General features: G+C 66.4%; 13 protein-coding genes. 11 read left to right on the top strand and 2 right to left on the bottom strand.

What is annotated here, in order from left to right; genetic code table 11:
- Nucleotide 1 precedes the first annotated feature (1 nt).
- Nucleotides 2-202, bottom strand: coding sequence for a winged helix-turn-helix transcriptional regulator (locus AU198_RS00675; RefSeq protein ID WP_231744530.1), 201 nt, complete (start codon nt 200-202; stop codon nt 2-4).
- 88 nt (nt 203-290) lie between these two features.
- On the opposite strand from AU198_RS00675, the gene AU198_RS00680 reads away from it, so the two are divergent.
- From AU198_RS00680 to AU198_RS00720, 9 genes are all read left to right on the top strand, one after another.
- On the top strand, nt 291-728 hold the full coding sequence (locus tag AU198_RS00680; RefSeq protein ID WP_064345554.1) for an anthrone oxygenase family protein: 438 nt from the start codon (nt 291-293) through the stop codon (nt 726-728).
- Between the two features lie 350 nt (nt 729-1078).
- Nucleotides 1079-1612: a 50S ribosomal protein L10 gene (rplJ, locus tag AU198_RS00685; protein WP_064345555.1), complete on the top strand. Its 534-nt coding sequence runs from the start codon at nt 1079-1081 to the stop codon at nt 1610-1612.
- Between the two features lie 98 nt (nt 1613-1710).
- The gene (rplL, locus tag AU198_RS00690; protein ID WP_064345556.1) at nt 1711-2103 is read left to right on the top strand and encodes a 50S ribosomal protein L7/L12; all 393 of its coding nucleotides are present in this window, start codon (nt 1711-1713) and stop codon (nt 2101-2103) included.
- A 216-nt stretch (nt 2104-2319) separates the two neighbouring features.
- Nucleotides 2320-3399, top strand: coding sequence for an ABC transporter ATP-binding protein (locus AU198_RS00695; protein ID WP_064345557.1), 1080 nt, complete (start codon nt 2320-2322; stop codon nt 3397-3399).
- A 39-nt stretch (nt 3400-3438) separates the two neighbouring features.
- Nucleotides 3439-5718 carry a molybdopterin-dependent oxidoreductase gene (locus tag AU198_RS00700; RefSeq protein WP_064345558.1) on the top strand — a complete coding sequence of 760 codons (2280 nt, stop codon included), beginning with the start codon at nt 3439-3441 and terminating at the stop codon, nt 5716-5718.
- A 58-nt stretch (nt 5719-5776) separates the two neighbouring features.
- Nucleotides 5777-7699: an alpha/beta hydrolase gene (locus tag AU198_RS00705; protein WP_064345559.1), complete on the top strand. Its 1923-nt coding sequence runs from the start codon at nt 5777-5779 to the stop codon at nt 7697-7699.
- A 400-nt stretch (nt 7700-8099) separates the two neighbouring features.
- On the top strand, nt 8100-11585 hold the full coding sequence (gene rpoB / locus AU198_RS00710) for a DNA-directed RNA polymerase subunit beta (RefSeq protein WP_082690831.1): 3486 nt from the start codon (nt 8100-8102) through the stop codon (nt 11583-11585).
- Nucleotides 11586-11620: 35 nt separating this feature from the next.
- Nucleotides 11621-15577, top strand: coding sequence for a DNA-directed RNA polymerase subunit beta' (locus AU198_RS00715; RefSeq protein WP_064345561.1), 3957 nt, complete (start codon nt 11621-11623; stop codon nt 15575-15577).
- A gap of 134 nt (nt 15578-15711) precedes the next feature.
- Nucleotides 15712-16707 (top strand): calcium/sodium antiporter, encoded by a 996-nt coding sequence (locus AU198_RS00720; RefSeq protein WP_064345562.1) that lies wholly within the window; start codon nt 15712-15714, stop codon nt 16705-16707.
- Here AU198_RS00720 and AU198_RS00725 read toward each other — a convergent pair.
- A complete protein-coding gene (locus AU198_RS00725; RefSeq protein ID WP_231744531.1) occupies nt 16631-17731 on the bottom strand; it encodes a YihY/virulence factor BrkB family protein in 1101 nt (366 codons plus the stop codon). The two genes, AU198_RS00720 and AU198_RS00725, sit on opposite strands and share 77 nt — an antisense overlap.
- A gap of 80 nt (nt 17732-17811) precedes the next feature.
- Between AU198_RS00725 and AU198_RS00730 the strand changes: the two genes are divergently transcribed.
- Nucleotides 17812-18567 (top strand): deoxyribonuclease IV, encoded by a 756-nt coding sequence (locus AU198_RS00730; RefSeq protein WP_064345563.1) that lies wholly within the window; start codon nt 17812-17814, stop codon nt 18565-18567.
- A 55-nt stretch (nt 18568-18622) separates the two neighbouring features.
- Nucleotides 18623-19852 (top strand): phosphatase PAP2 family protein, encoded by a 1230-nt coding sequence (locus AU198_RS00735; RefSeq protein WP_064345564.1) that lies wholly within the window; start codon nt 18623-18625, stop codon nt 19850-19852.
- Nucleotides 19853-19893 lie beyond the last annotated feature (41 nt).

A 19893-nucleotide genomic window follows, 5' to 3' on the forward strand; every position in this document is an offset into this window, starting at 1 on the left:
CCTAAACCGGGTGCGAGTCCTCTTGTGCCTGCCGGGAGTGTTTGCGGGCCATGTGGTTTCGGCCCCAGTCGCGCAGGCTCTGCAACACCGGAGCAAGCGTTATGCCGTATTCCGAGATCGAGTAGTGCACACACGGGGGCACGGTGCGGGCATCGTGGCGGTCGATGATGCCGTCGGCGACCAACTCGTGCAGATGGCCCATGAGCATGCGCTCGGTGATGCCGGTCCTCTCAAGCTGCCAAATGTGTCAGTACCTTGTTTTGTGTCAGCGTGATGGGCACGGTCGAGGTATGGACGCAATTGTTCACGTGCTGGCCCTGCTGATCGTCGGACCGTTGGTCGGGGTCGAACTCGCGGTCGCAGTGTTCCTTAACCCGATGCTGGGCCGGCTGCCCGACGAAGCGTTCGCACAGGCCCGCAGCGACAGCGGGCGGGTACTGGGAACGGTGATGCCGTTCTGGTACGCCGCGGCGCTCGTGGTTCTGATCGCGGCGGCCGTGCTGTTGCGGACGGATTGGCTGTTCATCACCGCGGCCCTGACCATGGCGCTGGCAGTGGTGGCGACCGTGGCACTGATGGTGCCGATCAACAACCGCATCGGGCGCTGGTCCTCCGGCGCCGATGTCGACCGCGGGCTGGCGCGGCAGTGGGACCGGCTGCACTGGCGGCGAGTGGCCTTACTTGTGGTGGTGTTCGGGCTGGTGGTCGTCGCGGTGGCGGGGGTTTAGGCGCTTTGTGCACGCTCGCGACCGGGCGAGGGTGCGCGAGCTGCTGGAAAATCGCGGTGTGTCGTGGGCAGACGCGCACGGTCGCGCAAAAAGTGGGGAAGGTGCGCGCGTCGCGGGGATGGGGTGCGTTTTGGCTGATGAGCAGGTGGTCGGCTATTCTTGACCGCGTTCCACCGAAGACCGTCGGTCACCGAGCAATCGGTTGAAGGTCCCGGACCACCCGGGCGGCCCACGCAGGAGGACGAGGCTACAGCTATTGCGCGCCCCGACCTGTCTGCGTCGGGGCGTTCGTCGTTTCCGGCCCCGCAACCCTTACTCGGCCCACGGTTCCCATCCACGAGGAGGCATGCATGGCCAAGGCTGACAAGGCCACCGCGGTTGCCGACATCGCCGAGCAGTTCAAGGAGGCCTCGGCGACGCTCGTCACCGAGTACCGCGGGCTGACGGTGGCCAACCTCAAGGACCTGCGCCGTTCGCTCGGTGATTCCGCCACCTACACAGTCGCCAAGAACACGCTGGTCAAGCGTGCCGCGGCGGAGGCGGGCATCGAGGGGCTCGACGAGTTGTTCGTCGGCCCCACCGCGATCGCGTTCGTCAAGGGCGAGGCCGTCGACGCCGCCAAGGCGATCAAGAAGTTCGCCAAGGACAACAAGGCCCTCGTCATCAAGGGCGGCTACATGGACGGCCGCCCGCTGAGCGTGTCCGAGGTCGAGCGCATCGCCGACCTGGAGTCGCGCGAGGTGCTGCTGGCCAAGATGGCCGGCGCGATGAAGGCGAACCTGTCCAAGGCCGCCGGTCTGTTCAACGCCCCGGCGTCGCAGGTCGCACGGCTGGCCGCCGCTCTGCAAGAGAAGAAGGCCGGCGAAGGCGAAGAAGCCGCATAACCACCCACCATCCCCGCGGTTTGTGGAGCCGCACCGGCGCTGACCGCCGGTAACACTCCACAAATCGCATTGAAAGTAAGAATCAGAAAGGACCACTCATGGCCAAGCTGTCCACCGACGAGCTGCTCGACGCGTTCAAGGAATTGACGCTGCTGGAGCTCTCCGAGTTCGTCAAGAAGTTCGAGGAGACCTTCGAGGTCACCGCCGCTGCCCCGGTCGCCGTCGCGGCCGCCGGCCCCGCCGCCGGTGGTGCGCCCGCCGAGGCCGCCGAGGAGCAGTCTGAGTTCGACGTCATCCTCGAGGGTGCCGGCGACAAGAAGATCGGCGTCATCAAGGTCGTCCGCGAGATCGTCTCGGGCCTGGGCCTCAAGGAGGCCAAGGACCTCGTCGACGGCGCTCCCAAGCCGCTGCTCGAGAAGGTCGACAAGGCTGCCGCCGACGACGCCAAGGCCAAGCTCGAGGCCGCGGGCGCGACGGTCACCGTCAAGTAGCACCGTGCCGGCGTGCCGGCAATATCACACGCCGGCGAGCCGGCAATATCACACTGTGGGGTCGATCCAGCAAAACGGGTCGGCCCCACAGTCGTGTTCTCGATGGGTCACAATCGACCCCAGACTCCTGTTTTGGCCAGGAGCGGTAGGCTACAGTGACTCAAGCCACAAGCGGTGAGGCGTGTGGCGTGACGAATATTGGCGGAAGGATCTCGCGTGGGCATTGGTATCCAGATTGAAGGACTGACCAAGTCCTTCGGCCCCCAGCGAATCTGGGAGGACGTCACTTTCGACTTGCCGCCGGGTGAGGTGAGCGTTCTGCTCGGCCCCTCCGGTACGGGTAAGTCCGTGTTCTTGAAGTCGCTGATCGGGCTGCTGCGCCCGGAGCGCGGCAAGATCATCGTCGACGGCACCGACGTGATTCAGTGCACCGCCAAGGAGCTCTACGAGATCCGCACGCTGTTCGGCGTGATGTTCCAGGACGGCGCGCTGTTCGGCTCGATGAGCCTGTACGACAACACCGCTTTCCCCTTGCGTGAGCACACCAAGAAGAAGGAAAGCGAAATCCGCCAGATCGTCATGGAGAAGCTCGAGCTGGTGGGTCTGGCCGGTGACGAGAACAAGTTCCCCGGCGAGATCTCCGGCGGTATGCGCAAGCGTGCCGGCCTGGCCCGCTCCCTGGTGCTCGATCCGCAGATCATCCTCTGCGACGAGCCTGACTCTGGCCTGGACCCGGTTCGTACCGCCTACCTGAGCCAGTTGTTGATCGACATCAACGCGCAGATCGACTGCACGATCCTGATCGTGACGCACAACATCAACATCGCCCGGACGGTGCCCGACAACATGGGCATGCTCTTCCGCAAGCACCTGGTGATGTTCGGTCCGCGCGAGGTGCTGTTGACCAGTGACGAGCCGGTGGTGCGGCAGTTCCTCAACGGTCGCCGTATCGGGCCGATCGGTATGTCCGAGGAGAAGGACGAGTCGACGATGGCCGAAGAGCAGGCCATGATCGACGCCGGTCACCACGACGGCGGTGTCGAGGAGATCGAGGGTGTGCCGCCGCAGATCCAGGCGACGCCCGGTATGCCGGAGCGCCAGGCCGTCTACCGTCGGCAGGCCCGGGTGCGCGAGATCATGCACACCCTGCCGCCCAAGGCGCAGGAAGCCATCCGTGCCGACCTCGAGGGCAGTAACCAGAACGCCTCGAACCAGTTCGGTGACGCCCCGACCCGACGGCATCGCACGGTCGACGAAGAAGCGCCGACCGGCGCCATCCCGCGCGCCCAGCAGTAGGCCGCCCGATGTGAACGTCGTGAACGCTCGCGCTGAGAGATGACGCGCGAACACCAGCCGACGTTCTGCCGGATCTGCGAGCCGCTGTGCGGCATGATCGCGACCGTCGAAGACGGCCGACTGGTCGAACTGCGCCCCGACAAAGACCATCCGCTCTCGTCGGGCTTCGCCTGCCAGAAGGGCATCGCCTTCACCGAGGTGGTCAACGACCCCGACCGGGTCACCACGCCACTGCGGCGACGCGCTCGCGCTGACGGTCTTCGCGCAAGCGGTCCCCCGCAAGCGGGAGGTGCCCCCACATCCGAAGGCGGTTTCGAACCCGTCGGGTGGGACGAGGCGATGGCCGACATCGCCGCCCGGCTCACCGACATCCACCGCAGGCGCGGCGCCGGGGCGATCGGCTGGTATTTCGGCAACCCGGGCGCGTTCAGCTACTCCTACACGCTGAGCTTGAGCATGTTGATGGGCGGATTCGGACTCGGTCTTTTCGGTGGTCCCGGCCGGGGCCTGCACGTGTTCACCGCGGGCTCGCAGGACGTCAACAACCGCTTCGTCGCCAGCCAGTTGCTCTACGGGTCGCCGCTCGCGCTGCCCGTCCCTGATGTGCTGCGCACCGATTTCCTCGTGGTCATCGGCGCCAACCCGGTCGTTTCGCATGGCAGCGTGCTCACCGCGCCGCGGATTCGGGACCGCATGCACGACATCGTCAAGCGCGGTGGCCGCGTGCTGGTCATCGACCCCCGCAGGACCGAGACCGCGGCGCAGTTCGAGTGGCTGGGCATCGTCCCCGACGGCGACGCCTATCTGCTGCTGTCCCTGCTGCATGTGATGTTCGGTCAGGACCTGGCCGACCGTCGACGACTCGCAGAGCAGGCCGACGGCGCGGACTGGCTCGAGCGGCTGGCCAGACCGTTCAGCCCCGAAGTCACCGAGGCGCGCACCGGGATCGACCCCGAGACCGTCCGCGCGCTGGCCCGCGACCTGGTTGGTACCGAACGGGCCGCGGTGTACGGCCGTGTCGGCACCAGCATCGGCGAGAACGGAACGCTGACGACGTATCTGCTGGACGCGGTCAACCTGGTGGCCGGCAACCTCGACGTGCCGGGCGGCAGCATGTTCGGCCGGCTGGGGCTGCCGGGCGAGCGGTGGCTCAACAAGGCCGGCGGTGCACTGCTGCGCGCCGTTTACACGCGCAAACGGTCGCGCATCGGCGGTTTCCCCTCCGTCCTCGGTTCCGAACCCGCGGGGGTGATGGCCAAGGAGATCGTCACGCCGGGACGCGGGCAGGTCAGGGCCCTGTTCGTCGGCGCGGGCAACCCGGTGCTTTCCGTGCCCAACGGTGACGAACTCGAGGCCGCGCTGGACTCCCTGGAGCTGATGGTCGGCATCGACCTCTACCTCAACGAGACGCTGGCGCACTGCGACTATGTGCTGCCGGCGACGTCGATGTACGAACGCGACGACTTTCCGCTGCCGTTCCAGACGCTGCAACCCACGCCGTTCCGGCAGGCCACCGAGGCCGCCATCGCGCCGGTGGGGCAGGCCCGCGCCGAGTGGGAGATCATAGACGACCTCACGGCCAGGATGTGGCGGGCGACGCCCGGCCTCGCGATGCTCGCCGGTGTGCGAAAAGCGTTGTCGGCGTTTGGTGTTCGGCTCGGCCCGCGGATGCTCGCCGATGCGGTGATCCGGTTGGCCGCGGGCGGCGACCGGTTCGGCCTGCGGCGCGGCCTGAGTTTCTCGAAACTCACCACGAACCATCCGCACGGCACCGTGCTGGCGGACCATCTGCGGGCCGGCGTGCTGCGGGACATCGTCGTCTACCGCGGTGGCCGGGTGCGTCTGCGCCACGACGAGGTCGCCGCCGAAGTGGACAAGCTGTCGCGCCGCCGCGTCGCCGACGACTATCCGATGCGGCTGATCGGCATGCGCGAGGCGCGGTCGGAGAACTCGTGGATGCACAACTCGCCGCTGCTGATGCGAGGCGAGCGTTCGCACCGGGCGCTCATGCACGTCGACGACGCGGCCGCCGCCCACATCGCCGACGGTGACACCGTGCGGATCACCTCGCCCCACGGCCAGATCGAGATTCCGGTCGTCGCCACCAAGGACATCGTCGTCGGCGTGATCGCGGTCCCGCACGGTTGGGGACACAAGGGCACGGCCGGATGGCGCGTCGCCAACGACGCCGGCGGCGCGAACGTCAACCGATTGATGTCCAGCGATCCGGCCGATATCGAGAGCCTGGCCGGGATGGCCCGGTTGACCGGTGTCCCGGTGCGCGTCGAGAAGGTCGCGTCGGCGCAAACTTTCGCATAAGGCCGGTTCGCGGCCAGCAAACCCGTTATCTTTCTCCCGTCGTCGAGCGGGAGAGGTCATGGTCGACCGGTTTCTGATGTGGGTGAGAGCGGGTGTCGTGACCGCGGGACTGTCGGCCGCAGTGCTCGCCGGTGCGGGTGCGGCGATCGCCGACGACGGTTCGTCGTCGGATGGCGGCGGGTCCACGGCCTCGGAGTCGTCGAATTCAGGTGAGAGCGCAAAGAATTCGGTGGTCGGCGAGTCGTCGGTCGGGGCCGGTGGGCGGGCCTCGAACGCGAGCACCACCCGCACGACCGGCGACGCCCCGCGCACCCGCGTCGGCGCGAAGGCGCCCGACGAGACAAAGGATGCGAAGGGGTCCGAGGCCACGAAGAAGCCCGACCGAAGCGAGAAGCGGGAAAAGCCCGCTTCGAACCCGACGGACACCGACGCCGCCACAGATCAGGCAAAGGACGAGGGGACTGCCGACGACGCCGTGGTCGAACAACCGGTGGTCGACGCCGTGGTCGAACAGCCCGTGACCCACGCCGAGGTGATCGAGGAGGTCGTCGCGAAGCCCCGTTCGGACCGTGACCACACGGTCCAGCAGACGGCGGCCCTGGTCTCTCCGAACGCCCCCACGGTCACCTCGGAAAAGGACACCACCGGCCGAATGGAGCCAAACCGGGCCGAGCAGAAGGCCGCGCTCGTCGCGGAGACCGGCGACACCGTCGCCCCGTCCGCTCCCGAGCAACGGACGGCGGTCGTCCTCGAACAGCCCGTCGCCAGCGTCGTCGAGGACGCCGAGCAAGTCGGTGTGCGAGCGGTGGCCTTCGCGTCGGCGCCACCGGCGGTGACCACCGCGACCGCACCCCAAGTGCCCCTCATCCTGCGGGTGATCGGCACGATCGTGTTCGACCTGTACGCCGTCGCGACCCGACTGCTGGGCGGCCCACCGATCCTGCCGCCCAACAGCACGGTCAGCGTGCGCTCGTCGACGCTGCGGATCGACTGCGCCTGTGCCGAAGGTGAAGGCAAGGAAGTGCCCGCGGACTGGTACATCCCCGAGACGGCGACCGGCGAGCCGCCCGAGCGCCTGATCTACCTGCAGCACGGCTTTCTGGCCAGCGCCCCGTGGTACAGCCACACCGCCGCCGCGTTGGCCGAGCGGACCCAGAGCATCGTGGTCGCACCGTCGATCAGCTCCAACTTCTTTGCCGTCGACGGATGCTGGCTCGGCGGGGCACCGATGCACGAGGCGATGGCGGGACTGTTCGACGACGGAAACACCGCGCTGGAGGACAGTGCGCGAGCCGCCGGGTACGCCGGGGACATCCCCGACCGCGTCGTGCTGATGGGCCACTCGCTCGGCGGCGGCGCGGTGTCGGGGATGGCCGGCTACCTGGCCGACGACGAGCGCATCGACAGGCTGGCCGGGGTCGTGCTGCTCGACGGCGTGGCGCTGGGCGACCCGGCGCGGATGACGGAATCGCTGAGGAAGGTCCCCGTCGACATCCCGATCTACCAGCTCGCCGCACCGGTCTACATGTGGAACAACTTCGGCGCCGGCCTCGACGCTCTGGCCGCCGCGCGACCGACCGGGTTCATCGGCGTGACATTGGTCAACGGCTCACACGTCGACGCCATGCGCGGCGGCAATCCGCTCATCCAGTTCGCCCAGGAGTTGGTGGCCGGCTTCTCGCGGCCCGAGAACGCCGCCGCAGCGCAGATGCTGATGGTCGGCTGGGTCAACGACATGTTCGACCCCACGAGCGACCAGGGCGTCTACCTCGAGCGCGGCGAGCAGTTCAGCTTCGACACCCCGGCCGGGCAGGCCACCGTGGTCGCACTGCCCAATACGTTGACCAAGCCGTACCTGCTGAACTTCCTGAAGCCGTTCATGCCGTTGGCCGACGGGTTGTTCTCCATGGGCCCGGTGTGTGTGCGCGAATCGGTCGGCTCGGCCGGGTCCGGACACTGCAGCAACACGATCGCCGCCTGACGCAAAACTCCACAACAACCCCGTGTTATCTCTTGACGGGAGGCCGTAGAGGGGCCAATCTGTTCTGCAGCAATGTATGGACGTATGAGAAGGATCGAGTCGCCAGCCAGCGCCCCGATGCGTGCCATACGTGCGGTTGGGTTGTGGATGTTCTGCGGATGTTGAGGAATACGCCGTCCTGCGGTACTGTTGGACGTTGCGCTGGCTGCATCCTGCCCACCTAAACCCGCACCTGACACCGATGTCCTAGCCTGAGCCCAGCTCAGTGACCTAGTCGCGTGCCGTGCGTTCGGGAAGTTTGTGGTCGTGAGTGGCCAGCCGAACCGACGCAGATATCGCGACCAAACGGACCGGTGGTCTACCGGGACGATAGTCGCATGAGGTGCTGGAAGGATGCATCTTGGCAGGGTCCCGCCCAAGCAAGACAGCAGAAGCTACTAAAAACTCCGTCCCAGGAGCACCAAACCGAATTTCCTTTGCAAAGCTCCGTGAGCCCCTCGAGGTTCCCGGGCTTCTCGACGTTCAAACCGAGTCCTTCGAATGGCTGATCGGCTCCGACGCCTGGCGTGAAAAGGCCAAGGAGCGCGGTGAGGAAAACCCCGTTGGTGGCCTCGAAGAGGTGCTTTCCGAGCTGAGCCCGATCGAGGACTTCTCCGGCTCGATGTCGCTGTCCTTCTCCGATCCGCGCTTCGACGAGGTCAAGGCCCCCGTCGACGAGTGCAAAGACAAGGACATGACGTACGCGGCTCCGCTGTTCGTCACGGCCGAGTTCATCAACAACAACACCGGTGAGATCAAGAGCCAGACGGTCTTCATGGGCGATTTCCCGATGATGACCGAGAAGGGCACGTTCATCATCAACGGCACCGAGCGTGTCGTGGTGAGCCAGCTGGTCCGGTCGCCGGGTGTCTACTTCGACGAGAGCATCGACAAGTCCACCGAGAAGACGCTGCACAGCGTCAAGGTGATCCCCGGTCGCGGTGCGTGGCTGGAGTTCGACGTCGACAAGCGCGACACCGTCGGCGTGCGCATCGACCGCAAGCGCCGTCAGCCGGTCACCGTGCTGCTCAAGGCGCTCGGGTGGACCAACGAGCAGATCACCGAGCGGTTCGGCTTCTCCGAGATCATGATGAGCACGCTGGAGAAGGACAACACCGCCGGAACCGATGAGGCGCTGCTGGACATCTACCGCAAGCTGCGCCCGGGCGAGCCGCCGACCAAGGAGTCCGCGCAGACCCTGCTGGAGAACCTGTTCTTCAAGGAGAAGCGCTACGACCTGGCCCGCGTCGGTCGCTACAAGGTCAACAAGAAGCTGGGCATCACCGAGAACCCGGCCCAGACCACGTCGACCACGCTGACCGAAGAGGACGTCGTCGCCACCATCGAGTACCTGGTGCGGCTGCATCAGGGCGACAAGACGATGACCGTCCCGGGTGGTGTCGAGGTTCCCGTCGAGGTCGACGACATCGACCACTTCGGCAACCGTCGGCTGCGCACCGTCGGCGAGCTGATCCAGAACCAGATCCGGGTCGGCCTGTCGCGCATGGAGCGCGTCGTGCGTGAGCGCATGACCACTCAGGACGTCGAGGCGATCACGCCGCAGACCCTGATCAACATCCGTCCCGTCGTGGCGGCGATCAAGGAGTTCTTCGGCACCAGCCAGCTGTCGCAGTTCATGGACCAGAACAACCCGCTCTCGGGCCTGACCCACAAGCGCCGCCTGTCGGCGCTGGGCCCCGGCGGTCTGTCCCGTGAGCGCGCCGGCCTCGAGGTCCGCGACGTGCACGCATCGCACTACGGCCGCATGTGCCCGATCGAGACCCCGGAGGGTCCGAACATCGGCCTGATCGGCTCGCTGTCGGTGTACGCGCGGGTCAACCCGTTCGGCTTCATCGAGACGCCGTACCGCAAGGTCATCGACGGTGTCGTCACCGATGACATCGAGTACCTGACCGCCGACGAGGAGGACCGCCACGTCGTGGCGCAGGCCAACTCGCCGATCGATGACAACGGCCGCTTCCTGGAGGAGCGCGTCCTGGTCCGCCGCAAGGGCGGCGAGGTCGAGCAGATCTCGTCGAGCGAGGTGGATTACATGGACGTCTCGCCGCGCCAGATGGTGTCGGTCGCGACGGCCATGATCCCGTTCCTCGAGCACGACGACGCCAACCGCGCCCTGATGGGCGCCAACATGCAGCGCCAGGCGGTTCCGCTGGTGCGCAGCGAGGCCCCGCTGGTCGGCACCGGTATGGAGTTGCGTGCCGCGATCGACGCCGGTGACGTCGTCGTCGCCGACAAGGCCGGCGTCATCGAGGAGGTCTCGGCCGACTACGTCACCGTGATGGCCGACGACGGCACCCGGCACACCTACCGGATGCGCAAGTTCGCGCGGTCCAACCACGGCACCTGCGCCAACCAGCGTCCGATCGTGGACGCCGGCCAGCGGGTCGAGGCCGGTCAGGTCATCGCCGACGGGCCGTGCACCGAGAACGGTGAGATGGCGCTGGGCAAGAACCTGCTCGTGGCGATCATGCCGTGGGAGGGGCACAACTACGAGGACGCGATCATCCTCTCCAACCGCCTGGTGGAAGAGGACGTGCTCACCTCGATTCACATCGAGGAGCACGAGATCGACGCCCGCGACACCAAGCTGGGCGCCGAGGAGATCACCCGGGACATCCCGAACGTCTCCGATGAGGTGCTGGCCGACCTCGACGAGCGCGGCATCGTCCGCATCGGCGCCGAGGTCCGCGACGGCGACATCCTGGTCGGCAAGGTCACCCCGAAGGGTGAGACCGAGCTGACCCCGGAGGAGCGGCTGCTGCGTGCGATCTTCGGTGAGAAGGCGCGCGAGGTCCGCGACACGTCGCTGAAGGTGCCCCACGGTGAGTCCGGCAAGGTCATCGGCATCCGCGTGTTCTCCCGCGAGGATGACGACGAGCTGCCCGCCGGCGTCAACGAGTTGGTCCGCGTCTACGTCGCGCAGAAGCGCAAGATCTCCGACGGCGACAAGCTGGCCGGGCGCCACGGCAACAAGGGCGTCATCGGCAAGATCCTGCCCGTCGAGGACATGCCGTTCCTGCCCGACGGCACCCCCGTGGACATCATCTTGAACACCCACGGTGTGCCGCGTCGTATGAACATCGGTCAGATTCTGGAGACCCACCTCGGGTGGGTGGCCAAGAGCGGCTGGAAGATCAACGGTTCGCCGGACTGGGCGAGCGCGTTGCCCAAGGAGCTGCTCGAGTCCGAGCCGGGAAGCATCGTCTCGACACCGGTGTTCGACGGTGCCCGCGAAGCGGAGCTGCAGGGTCTGCTCGGGTCGACGTTGCCCAACCGCGACGGCGAGACGCTCGTCGACGAGGACGGCAAGGCGATGCTGTTCGACGGTCGCAGTGGCGAGCCGTTCCCGTACCCGGTGACGGTGGGCTACATGTACATCCTCAAGCTGCATCACTTGGTGGACGACAAGATTCACGCGCGCTCCACCGGTCCGTACTCGATGATCACCCAGCAACCGCTGGGCGGTAAGGCGCAGTTCGGTGGCCAGCGGTTCGGCGAGATGGAATGTTGGGCCATGCAGGCCTACGGCGCGGCATACACGCTGCAGGAGCTGTTGACCATCAAGTCCGACGACACCGTCGGCCGGGTCAAGGTGTACGAGGCGATCGTCAAGGGCGAGAACATCCCCGAGCCGGGCATTCCGGAGTCGTTCAAGGTGTTGCTCAAGGAACTTCAGTCGCTGTGCCTGAACGTCGAGGTGCTGTCTAGCGACGGTGCGGCGATCGAGATGCGTGACGGCGACGACGAGGACCTGGAGCGCGCAGCGGCGAACCTGGGAATCAACCTGTCGCGCAACGAATCTGCCTCTGTCGAGGATCTGGCCTAATAGTTTTCTAGTCCCGAAAGGGGAAAGGGAGTTACGTGTTAGACGTCAACTTCTTCGATGAGCTCCGCATCGGTCTCGCTACCGCCGACGACATCCGTCAGTGGTCCTACGGCGAGGTCAAGAAGCCGGAGACCATCAACTACCGCACGCTGAAGCCGGAGAAGGACGGCCTGTTCTGCGAGAAGATCTTCGGACCGACTCGCGACTGGGAGTGCTACTGCGGCAAGTACAAGCGCGTCCGCTTCAAGGGCATCATCTGTGAGCGCTGCGGCGTCGAGGTCACTCGCGCCAAGGTGCGTCGTGAGCGGATGGGCCACATCGAGCTGGCCGCGCCGGTCACGCACATCTGGTACTTCAAGGGTGTGCCCTCGCGGCTGGGCTATCTGCTCGATCTGGCGCCGAAGGATCTCGAGAAGATCATCTACTTCGCCGCCTACGTGATCACCGCCGTCGACGACGAGATGCGCCACAACGAGCTGTCCACGCTCGAAGCCGAAATGGCCGTGGAGCGCAAGGCCGTTGAGGATCAGCGCGATCTCGATCTGGCCGAGCGGTCCCAGAAGCTCGAGGCCGACCTGGCCGAGCTGGAGAAGGAAGGCGCCAAGAGCGACGTGCGCCGCAAGGTGCGCGACGGTGGCGAGCGCGAGATGCGCCAGATCCGCGACCGGGCCCAGCGGGAGCTGGACCGGCTCGAGGAGATCTGGAACACCTTCACCAAGCTGGCGCCCAAGCAGCTCGTCGTCGACGAGGTGCTCTACCGGGAACTGCAGGACCGCTACGGCGAGTACTTCACCGGTGCGATGGGTGCCGAGGCGATCAAGAAGCTCATCGAGAACTTCGACATCGAGGCCGAGGCCGAGGAGCTGCGTGAGGTCATCCGAAGTGGCAAGGGGCAGAAGAAGCTTCGGGCACTGAAGCGGCTCAAGGTGGTCGCGGCGTTCCAGCAGTCTTCCAACTCGCCGATGGGCATGGTGCTCGACGCCGTTCCGGTGATCCCGCCGGAGCTTCGCCCGATGGTGCAGCTCGACGGTGGCCGGTTCGCGACGTCAGACCTCAACGACCTGTACCGCCGCGTGATCAACCGCAACAACCGGTTGAAGCGACTGATCGATCTCGGCGCGCCGGAGATCATCGTCAACAACGAGAAGCGCATGCTTCAGGAGTCGGTGGACGCGCTGTTCGACAACGGCCGCCGCGGCCGTCCGGTCACCGGACCGGGCAACCGTCCGCTCAAGTCGCTGTCGGATCTGTTGAAGGGCAAGCAGGGTCGGTTCCGTCAGAACCTGCTCGGTAAGCGTGTCGACTACTCCGGCCGTTCGGTCATCGTCGTCGGCCCGCAGCTCAAGCTGCATCAGTGCGGTCTGCCCAAGCTGATGGCTCTCGAGCTGTTCAAGCCGTTCGTGATGAAGCGTCTGGTGGACCTGAACCACGCGCAGAACATCAAGAGCGCCAAGCGCATGGTCGAGCGTCAGCGTCCGCAGGTGTGGGACGTCCTCGAAGAGGTCATCGCCGAGCACCCGGTGCTGCTGAACCGCGCACCGACGCTGCACCGCCTCGGTATCCAGGCGTTCGAGCCGCAGCTGGTGGAGGGCAAGGCCATTCAGCTGCACCCGCTGGTCTGTGAGGCGTTCAACGCCGACTTCGACGGCGACCAGATGGCCGTGCACCTGCCGCTGAGTGCGGAGGCGCAGGCCGAGGCGCGCATCCTGATGCTGTCGTCGAACAACATCCTGTCCCCGGCGTCGGGTCGGCCGTTGGCCATGCCGCGTCTGGACATGGTGACCGGCCTGTACTACCTGACGACGATGATCGAGGGCGACACCGGCGAGTACACGCCGGCCGCCAAGGATCAGCCGGAGACCGGTGTGTACAGCTCGCCCGCCGAGGCGATCATGGCGATGGACCGCGGTGCGCTGTCGGTGCGGGCCAAGATCCGCGTGCGGTTGACGCAGCTGCGTCCGTCCGCCGATCTGGAAGCCGAGTTGTTCCCGGAGGGCTGGAAGCCGGGCGACGCCTGGACCGCGGAGACCACTCTGGGCCGGGTGATGTTCAACGAGCTTCTGCCGCATGGCTATCCGTTCGTCAACGAGCAGATGCACAAGAAGGTTCAGGCGCGGATCGTCAACGATCTCGCCGAGCGCTACCCGATGATCGTGGTCGCGCAGACCGTTGACAAGCTCAAGGACGCCGGCTTCTACTGGGCCACCCGTTCGGGTGTCACCGTGTCGATGGCCGACGTGTTGGTGCCGCCGCAGAAGCAGGAGATCCTGGACCGCTACGAGAAGGAAGCCGACCAGATCGAGAAGAAGTACCAGCGCGGTGCTCTCAACCACGACGAGCGCAACGACGCACTGGTCAAGATCTGGCAGGACGCCACCGAAGAGGTCGGCGAGGCGCTGCGGGCGCACTATCCGAAGGACAACCCGATCATCACGATCGTCGACTCGGGTGCCACGGGTAACTTCACGCAGACCAGGACGCTGGCCGGCATGAAGGGTCTGGTGACCAACCCGAAGGGTGAGTTCATCCCGCGTCCGATCAAGTCCTCGTTCCGTGAGGGCCTGACGGTGCTGGAGTACTTCATCAACACCCACGGCGCCCGAAAGGGTCTGGCGGACACCGCTCTTCGTACGGCCGACTCGGGCTACCTGACCCGTCGTCTGGTCGACGTTTCGCAGGACGTCATCGTGCGCGAGACCGACTGTGAGACCGAGCGAGGCATCAACGTAACGCTGGCCGAGCTGCAGGGTAGTGGCAAGGATGTGGCGTTGGTGCGCGATCAGCACATCGAGACGTCGGCCTATGCCCGGACGCTGGCCACCGATGCCGTCGACAAGGACGGCAACGTCGTCGTCGAGCGCGGCCACGACCTTGGCGACCCCGCGATCGAGGCGCTGCTGGCCGCCGGCATCACCGAGGTGAAGGTCCGCTCCGTGCTGACCTGCGCCACGGGCACCGGCGTGTGCGCGATGTGCTACGGCCGTTCGATGGCGACCGGCAAGCTCGTCGACATCGGCGAGGCGGTCGGCATCGTCGCCGCGCAGTCGATCGGTGAGCCCGGCACGCAGCTGACCATGCGCACGTTCCACCAGGGCGGCGTGGGTGAGGACATCACCGGTGGTCTGCCCCGTGTGCAGGAGCTGTTCGAGGCCCGCATCCCGCGGAACAAGGCGCCGATCGCCGATGTCACCGGCCGGGTGCAGCTCGAAGAGGGCGAACGCTTCTACAAGATCACCATCGTTCCCGACGATGGAGGCGAAGAAGTGGTGTACGACAAGCTCTCTCGTCGTCAGCGCCTGAAGGTGTTCAAGCACGACGACGGCACCGAGCGTCTGCTCGCCGACGGCGACCACGTCGAGGTGGGCCAGCAGCTGATGGAAGGTGCGGCCGACCCGCACGAGGTGCTGCGTGTCCAGGGCCCCCGCGAGGTGCAGATCCACCTCGTCAAGGAGGTCCAGGAGGTCTACCGGGCTCAGGGCGTGTCGATCCACGACAAGCACATCGAGGTCATCGTCCGGCAGATGCTGCGTCGCGTCACGATCATCGACTCGGGCTCGACGGAGTTCCTGCCCGGCTCGCTGACCGAGCGCGGCGAGTTCGAGACCGAGAACCGTCGGGTGGTCGCCGAGGGCGGAGAGCCCGCGGCCGGTCGTCCGGTGCTGATGGGTATCACGAAGGCGTCGCTGGCCACCGACTCGTGGCTGTCGGCTGCGTCGTTCCAGGAGACCACCCGCGTGCTCACCGATGCGGCGATCAACTGCCGCAGCGACAAGCTGCAGGGTCTGAAGGAGAACGTGATCATCGGCAAGCTGATCCCGGCCGGTACCGGTATCAACCGCTACCGCAACATCCAGGTGCAGCCGACCGAAGAAGCCCGCGCTGCGGCGTACACGATCCCGTCCTACGAGGATCAGTACTACAGCCCGGACTTCGGCCAGGCCACCGGTGCCGCGGTGCCGTTGGACGATTACGGCTACAGCGATTACCGCTAGCAGTCCACGGAAAGGCCTCCGGGTTTCGACCCGGGGGCTTTTTCGTGCCCCGAGGGTTGCGCCGAACGTGGGTTACCCGCACGTCCTGCGCGGGTTCTGCGTGACACGAGCCCACACTCGGCGGTGAGGATCTGATGCTGGCGAACACCGCGTGGTTCCTGTTCGGACTGGGCGCGTTGATCGTCGGCGCCGAGGTCATGGTCCGCGGTGGCGCGGAAGTCGCTGTGCGACTGGGAATCAGCCCGATCGTCATCGGGCTGACCATCGTGTCGATCGGCACCAGCATGCCGGAACTGGCGGTCGGTGTGGTGGCCGCCGGGGAGGGCAGCGGCGCGCTGGCGGTCGGCAACATCGCGGGCACCAATGTGGTCAACGTCCTGCTCATCCTCGGTCTGAGCGCCGCGCTGGTGCCGTTGACATTGCAGTCGCGCACCATCCGTTTCGAACTTCCGATCATGGCCGCTGCGGCGCTGCTGCTGTGGACGCTGGCGGCCGATGGTGTGCTGACGCGTCTGGACGGCGCCATCCTGGTCGGCTGCGCGTTCGTCTACACCGTCGCGGTGATCTGGTCTGCACGTCGCGAATCCCACGCTGTCGTCGAGGAATTCGCAGCCGAGCTGGTCGCTGAGTACGCCACCGAAGAGGTGGGCGCGGTGGCCACCAAGGGGCATCGCACCTCGATCAACGTCGCGATGACGCTGGGCGGTATCGCCGTCGTCGTGCTGGGCGCCGACTGGCTTGTCGACGGTGCGGTCGGCATGGCTAGACAGTTCGGGGTGTCCGACGCGCTGATCGGTCTGACCATCGTCGCGATCGGCACCTCGGCGCCGGAGTTGGTGACCACCATCATCTCCACCATCCGCGGCGACCGCGACATCGCGATCGGCAACCTGATCGGCAGCAGCATCTACAACATTCTGCTCATCCTCGGCGTGACCTGTTTGGTGCCGGCTCAGGGACTGAACCTGCCGTCCGGCCTGGTGACGATCGACCTGCCGGTCATGGTGGCGGTCGCGTTGCTCTGTATCCCGATCTTCATCTCGGGTCGGCGCGTCACCCGCGTCGAAGGCGCGCTGATGGTTGCGGCCTATGCGGCGTACCTGATCTTGCTGCTGACCGTCCGGACCTGACGGAACGTGTAGGCGGGGTGGGGAGGTGCTCGCTGGCGCGTCGACGTCGGCGCACTCGCCACGGATACTTCTCATGCGGCCACATCTTTTCGATCTCGGCGTTGAACTCCGCACCCAGCAGCACCGCGAAGGCCGTGATGTAAAGCCACCCGACGACGGCGATCGGCACGGCGAGCTGGCTGTACACGGCGTCGTCACGCGCGCTGACCGACAGATAGGCGCGCAGCCCCGCCGATGCCACCAACCACAGCACCATCGCCAACACCGCCCCCGGAATGTCGCGGCGCCAAGGCAGTCGCCAGGGCACACCCAGGTGATACAGCGTGACCAATCCGACCAGGATCAGCAGCGCCAACCCGGGCCAGAACAGCAGATCCAGTGCGCGCAAGGTGCTTTCGGTCAACGGGTCGGGCGTCACCCACGCCACCAGGTCGGGCCCGAGGACGAGCGGCGGCAGAATCGCCACGGCACCGAGGAGTCCGCCCGCGGTCAGTCCCAACGCCAGCAGCCGTCGTCGCCAGGCAGGCCGGGGCTCGACACCGTAGGCGATGGTGATTGTCTCCAGGTACCGGTTCACCGCCCGCGAACCCGACCACAGGCTGAGCACGATTCCGATGGAGACCACGCTTCCACGCGATTGCGTGAGCCCGGCCTCGACCATGCGACGGTATGACTCGAAGGTCCGCTCGGCAAGGAAGGAGCTGGGCACCTCGAGCAGCAGCCGATGCAGTCGCGCCGTGCCTTCAGGGCCGAGCGCTTCGGCGATGAAACCGAGCGAGCCGAGCACGGCGATCAGGAGCGACGGCAGCGAGATCAAGGAGAACAGCGCGACCTCGGCCGCCAGACCGGGGACGCGGTCTCGAAGCGTGTCGTTGACGGTTCGGACGATCAGCCGGCCCGCCTGCCGCACCGGCCGGGGCGCACGAGACAACATCGAAAGGGCGCGTCGTTGCAGAGTCGAACGGGCGGAGGCGACGGCGTCGGACAACGACGAGAACGGAGACGGGTCGCTTCCAGGTCCCACGCTCCGAGCCTAGGCGGCGCACTCGCGCATGCGGCCCCGGTGCGGTGGCCATGTCGGCGGCCCTGCCTAGACTGGGCGTCGTGCTGATCGGTTCGCACGTCCACGGAGACGACCCCCTGGCCGCCGCGGAGGCAGACGGCGCCGACGTGGTGCAGTTCTTCCTCGGCAATCCGCAGAGCTGGAAGAAACCCAAACCGCGCGAGGACGCCGATGTACTCAAAGCTTCGAGCGTCCCGCTGTACGTGCATGCCCCGTATCTGATCAATGTCGCATCGGCCAACAACCGGGTGCGAATCCCGTCGCGCAAGATCCTGCAGGACACCTGTGACGCCGCGTCGGAGATCAACGCGACGGCGGTCATCGTGCACGGTGGGCACGCCGACGACAAGGACTGGGAAGCCGGCTTCGAACGCTGGGTCAAGGCGCTGGACTACCTCGAAACCGATGTGCCCGTCTACCTGGAGAACACCGCGGGCGGCGACCACGCGATGGCGCGCCACTTCGACGTCATCGCCCGGTTGTGGGAGCACATCGGCGACAAGGGCATCGGCTTCTGCCTGGACACCTGCCACGCGTGGGCCGCGGGGGAGAAGCTGATCGACGCCGTCGACCGGATCAAGGCCATCACCGGGCGCATCGACCTGGTGCACTGCAACGACTCACGCGACGCCGCCGGTTCGGGCGCCGACCGGCACGCCAACTTCGGCACCGGCCAGATCGATCCTCAGCTGCTGGTCGCGGTGGTGCAGGCCGCCGGCGCACCCGTCATCTGCGAAACCGCCGACGAGGGCCGCAAAGACGACATCGCCTTCCTGCGCGAGCACATCACGACCTGATAACCGAACCGCGGTCGAACGGTCGGCAACTGTGGGGTGAACTAGATTCAACGGAGTGTCTGCGGTCGGCGAGTCGTCAGTTGCGTCGCAGCGCTCCCCCGAAGAAGCCCGGACGCGGGAACGCCGGCTCATGTACGTGCGCCGGACCGCCGTCGCGATATGGGCTGTGGTCATCGTGTTTCGCACGGTCACCGAAGGTTTTGCGTTCAACCGCGAGCTCGTGCTGCTCTACATCGCCACCGGTCTGCTGGCCGCGAGCATCGGTCAGGTCCGCCGCATGCTCTACGTCATCCGCGACTGGCTTCCTTTTGCGTTGATACTGATCGCCTACGACCTGAGCCGTGGCGCCGCCGACATGATCGGGCGACCGACGCTGTGGGAGTGGCCCGTCGAGGCCGATCGTTGGCTCTTCTTCGGCACCGTGCCGACCGTGTGGCTTCAGGAGCAGCTCAAACAGGGACATCCTCCGTGGTGGGAAGTGGTCTTGAGCTGCGTCTACATGTCGTTTTTCATCCTGCCGTACGTGGTGGCCGCGGTGCTGTGGCTGCGTGACCGCGCGGAGTGGAAGGCGTTCGTGCGTCTGTTCGTCGGCTTGAACTTCACGGGCTTGGTCATCTACGCCCTGGTGCCTGCCGCGCCGCCGTGGGCCGCGGCTCGCTGCACCCCGGCCGACGTCGAAGGCGGACCGGCCTACGCGCGCTGCATGTTCCGCTCGGCGCGCGGAGTTCCCGACGGTGGTGTGCTCGGGGCGATGCAATCCAGCCAGGACGGGGCGAACCCGTGGATCGAGCGAATCGTCGGCCGCGGCTGGGGCAACCTGAACATGCACACCGCCAGCGCACTGCTCGATGCGGGTCAGGCCAGTGTCAACCTGGTGGCGGCGATACCGTCCCTGCACGCCGGCATGACCGCGGCGATCGCGGCCTTCCTCTGGCGTCGCGTGCACAAAGCGTGGCGTCCACTGCTCGTGGCCTATGTGCTCCTGATGGCCTTCACGCTGGTGTACACCGCCGAGCACTACGTCATCGACATCCTGCTCGGCTGGGCGCTGGCGGCCGCAGTCATCGTCGTTCTCCACCGCTACGAGGGGTGGTGTCGCGCGAGGGCGTCGCGCTCGGCGGACCGCTCGGGCGAGATGGTTCCGCTCTACGACCGGCGGGACGATCCCGCGGTGGCGGCCGAGCCGAATCCGACCGTTGAATACCAGCCTGTCGCCGAGCCGGAACCCGTTGACGAACCTGAGCCGCGCCGGCGAGACGTCGTCGCTGAAGTAGAGAGCCGCTGACCCACTCCGCGCCGTTGTTACGACTGTTGTGCAGCTGTTCG

Origin of the sequence: Mycobacterium sp. GA-1199 (assembly GCF_001500045.1) — a bacterium.
Classification (GTDB): Bacteria; Actinomycetota; Actinomycetes; order Mycobacteriales; family Mycobacteriaceae; genus Mycobacterium.

What these genes read in the sequence shown, in the direction of transcription:
- AU198_RS00675 (WP_231744530.1), bottom strand. Translation starts at nt 202, where the DNA reads ATGGGCCATCTGCACGAGTTGGTCGCCGACGGCATCATCGACCGCCAC.
- AU198_RS00680 (WP_064345554.1), top strand. Translation starts at nt 291, where the DNA reads ATGGACGCAATTGTTCACGTGCTGGCCCTGCTGATCGTCGGACCGTTG.
- rplJ (WP_064345555.1), top strand. Translation starts at nt 1,079, where the DNA reads ATGGCCAAGGCTGACAAGGCCACCGCGGTTGCCGACATCGCCGAGCAG.
- rplL (WP_064345556.1), top strand. Translation starts at nt 1,711, where the DNA reads ATGGCCAAGCTGTCCACCGACGAGCTGCTCGACGCGTTCAAGGAATTG.
- AU198_RS00705 (WP_064345559.1), top strand. Translation starts at nt 5,777, where the DNA reads ATGGTCGACCGGTTTCTGATGTGGGTGAGAGCGGGTGTCGTGACCGCG.
- AU198_RS00720 (WP_064345562.1), top strand. Translation starts at nt 15,712, where the DNA reads ATGCTGGCGAACACCGCGTGGTTCCTGTTCGGACTGGGCGCGTTGATC.
- AU198_RS00700 (WP_064345558.1), top strand. Translation starts at nt 3,439, where the DNA reads ATGACGCGCGAACACCAGCCGACGTTCTGCCGGATCTGCGAGCCGCTG.